Raw genomic sequence first — 3,313 nt, 5'->3', positions numbered from 1 at the left:
CATCAAGGCGCTGCACGGCAAGGACGGCGTGCTGTCGGTCTCGGTTATCCATGGCTTCATGGCCGCCGACGTGCCCGAGATGGGCACGCGCATCCTGGTCGTCACCGACAACGACAAGGAAAAGGGCGATGCGCTGGCGGAAAGCTTGGGGCGCGAGCTTTACGCCATGCGCGAAAAGACGGCGATGACGATGCTGAACACGGCCGACGGCATCGAGCGCGCGCTTGCCGTGCGCAAGGAGAATCCGGACAGGCCGGTGGTCATCGCCGACATCTGGGACAATCCCGGCGGCGGCGTTGCCGGCGACGGCACCGTCGTGCTGCGCGAGCTGCTCGTGCGCGGCATCAGCAATGTCGGCATGGCGACTATCTGGGATCCAATCGCGGTGACGTTCTGTCATGCGGCAGGCAAGGGCGCCGTCATCGATCTGCGCTTCGGCGGCAAGGCCGGGCCACTGGCAGGCGAGCCGATCGATGCGCGCGTCAAGGTGCTCAAGGCGATCGGCGAAGGCTGGCAGAGTTTCGGGCCAAGCCGGGTGACGCTCGGGTCGGCCGCAGTGGTCCGTATCGAAGGCACCGAAGTCGATGTCATCCTCAACACCAACCGCACGCAGACCTTCGAACCGGACATTTTCTCCAACATCGGCATCGATCCGCTGTCGAAGGACATCCTGCTGATCAAGTCGACCAACCATTTCTATGCCGGCTTCGCGCCGATCGCCGCCGAGATCATCTATGTCTCGGCACCGAGTTCCTATCCGAGCAATCCGGCGGTGACGGATTACAGGAAGCTGACGCGGCCAGTTTGGCCGAGGGTGAAGGACCCGTGGCTCTAATCTCCCCCCTTGAGGGGGAGATGTCGCCAAAGGCGACAGAGGGGGTCCTCGCGCGTGAAGCGCTAGCCTCCATCTGCCGCAGGAGGTCGCGTCCAGTCGAACCGACACTCTGGCCGCTTTGCGGCCATCTCCCCCCCTCGAGGGGGGAGATTATCTGCGCTACACCAACCCGCGCTTCACCATCATCGCCTCCGGCGACGGCATTTTCCCGCGAAACGCGGTGTAGAGCTCTTCTGGATCCTTGGAGCCGCCGGCGGCGTAGATGTTTAGCTTGAGCCGCTCGGCCAGCGCCGGGTTGAAGGGATCGCCTGTCTCCTCGAAGGCGGCGAAGGCGTCGGCGTCGAGCACTTCCGACCACATGTAGGAGTAATAGCCGGCCGAATAGCCGTCGCCGGCGAAGACATGGCCGAAATGCGGGGTGCGGTGGCGCATCGCGATGGTGTCGGGCATGTCCAGCCTGTCGAGCGTTTCGGTCTCGAAACGAAGCGGCTCGGATGGCGCGTCCGGGCGTGCGTGATAGGCCATGTCGATCAGCGCCGAGGCCGTGAACTCGACCGTGGCGAAGCCGGCGCCGAACGTGCGGGCGGCCAGCATCTTGTCGAGCAGGTCCTTCGGCATCGGCTTGCCGGTCTTGACATGCAGCGCGTGCTTTTCCAGCACCGCCGGCACCGTCAGCCAGTGCTCGTAGAGCTGCGAGGGCAGTTCGACGAAATCGCGGCTCACCGACGTGCCGGAAACCGAGGGCCAGGTGACCTCGGTCAGCATGCCGTGCAGCGCATGGCCGAATTCGTGGAACAGGGTCTTCGCCTCGTCCACCGACAGCAGGGCCGCCTCGCCGGCCGGCGGCTTGGCGAAATTCATGATGTTGTAGATGACAGGCTGCGAGCCCTGGCCGAGCGTGTAGCCGGATTTCAGCGCGCTCATCCAGGCGCCGGAGCGTTTTGAGGGCCGGGCGAAATAGTCAGCGAGGAACAGGCCGCGCTCGCTGCCGTCGGCGTTCTTCACCACGAAGACACGCGCATCCGGATGCCAGGCGGCGATGCCCTTTCTCTCCTCGAAGCTGATGCCGAACAGCCGCGTCGCGACATCGAAACAGGCCTCGATGATGCGGTCGAGCTGCAGATAAGGCTTCAGCTCCGCCTCGTCGAAGGCGAATTTTTCGGCGCGCAGCTTCTCCTGGTAGAAGCGCCAGTCCCAGGCGGCGAATTTTTCGTTGCTGCCGGCCTCTGCCGCCAGCCGCTCCAATTCCTTCTGGTCGCTCGCCGCCTTCTCCAGCGCCTTCTCCCAGACCGGGTCGAGCAGCGCGTGCACCGCCTTCGGCGTCTTGGCCATCGTGTCGTCGAGCTTCAGCGCCGCGAAGGAGCCGTAGCCGAGCAATTTTGCCTTCTCGGCGCGCAGCTTCAGCATGTCGCGAACAACCGACGTGTTGTCGGAGGCGCCGCCGTTCTGGCCGCGCATGGTGAAGGCGCGGAAGGCGATCTCGCGCAGGTCGCGGCGCTCCGAGAAGGTCGAGAACGGCTCGTAGATCGAACGCGACAGCGTCACGGCATAGCGACCCTTCTGGCCGCGCATCTCGGCGGCTTGCGCCATGGCGCTTTTCAGGAAATCCGGCAGGCCGGAAAGATCGGCTTCGTCGAGAAACAGAGCCCAGTCGCGCTCGTCGGCCAGCACGTTCTGTCCGAAACTGGTGCCGAGCGAGGACAGCTCCTCGTTGATCCTGGCCAGCCGTTTCTTGCCGTCGGCGTCGAGCCTGGCGCCCGAGCGAACAAAACCCTTCCAGGTCTTTTCCAGCACGCGCAGCGTCTCGGCGTCCAGCTCAAGGCTTTCGCGGCGCTGGTAGAGATCGTCGATGCGGGCGAACAGCTTTTCGTTCATCGAGATCGCCGAGAAATGCCGCGACATTTTCGGCGAGATATCGCGCTCCAGCGCCTGGATGTCCTCATTGGTGTGGGCGCCGGCCCGGCACCAGAAGATCGATGAGACATGGTCGAGCGGCTCGCCGGCGAGTTCCAGGGCGGCCAGCGTGTTCTCGATGGTGGGCGTTTCGCTGTTGCCGGCGATGGCGTCGATCTCGGCCTCATGCGCCTTCAGCGCCGCGTCGAAGACCGGGCCGAAATCGCCGTCGCCGATGCGCGCAAAATCCGGCAGGTCGAGCGGCCCTTGCCATTTGGTCAGCGGATGGGCGGCGAGATCGACGGCTGATGACATGGAAGAGCTTTCGGTTGGTGGCAATGGGAGGCGAGACCGATGTAGGGCGCGGGCCTCTCGCGCGCAACCTTGCAACCGGATCGGGATTGGTCAGTAGGTTTCGCAGCTCTCCGCGATCGCAGCCTGCGAGCTGGCGGTGATGCGATTGCCGGCGACGGTGAAAGTCTCGCGCATCAGCATGTCATTGCTGGGGAAGTCGTAGCAGGCGATCACCGTGGTGACACCGGCTTCCGACTTCTCGATGCGATGACGGATCGTGGCGCCGGCGAC

At 64.5% G+C, this 3,313-nt stretch carries 2 protein-coding genes and 1 pseudogene; 1 reads left to right on the top strand and 2 read right to left on the bottom strand.

Going from position 1 to position 3,313, the window contains the following annotated elements:
- A partial coding sequence (locus tag EN780_RS30490; RefSeq protein WP_133372782.1) for an MlrC C-terminal domain-containing protein occupies positions 1 to 835 on the top strand: 835 nt, incomplete at its 5' end.
- 159 nt (positions 836 to 994) lie between these two features.
- Here the strand turns inward: EN780_RS30490 and EN780_RS30485 are convergent.
- A complete protein-coding gene (locus EN780_RS30485; RefSeq protein WP_128276139.1) occupies positions 995 to 3,043 on the bottom strand; it encodes a M3 family metallopeptidase in 2,049 nt (682 codons plus the stop codon).
- Positions 3,044 to 3,133: 90 nt separating this feature from the next.
- A pseudogene (locus EN780_RS30480) lies at positions 3,134 to 3,313 on the bottom strand (nuclear transport factor 2 family protein); the annotation flags it as partial.

It is taken from the genome of Mesorhizobium sp. M4B.F.Ca.ET.089.01.1.1, assembly GCF_004022605.1.
GTDB lineage: Bacteria > Pseudomonadota > Alphaproteobacteria > Rhizobiales > Rhizobiaceae > Mesorhizobium > Mesorhizobium abyssinicae.
The sequence above is the reverse complement of the archived record's forward strand: the minus strand, read 5'-3'. Positions and strand labels throughout refer to the sequence as shown.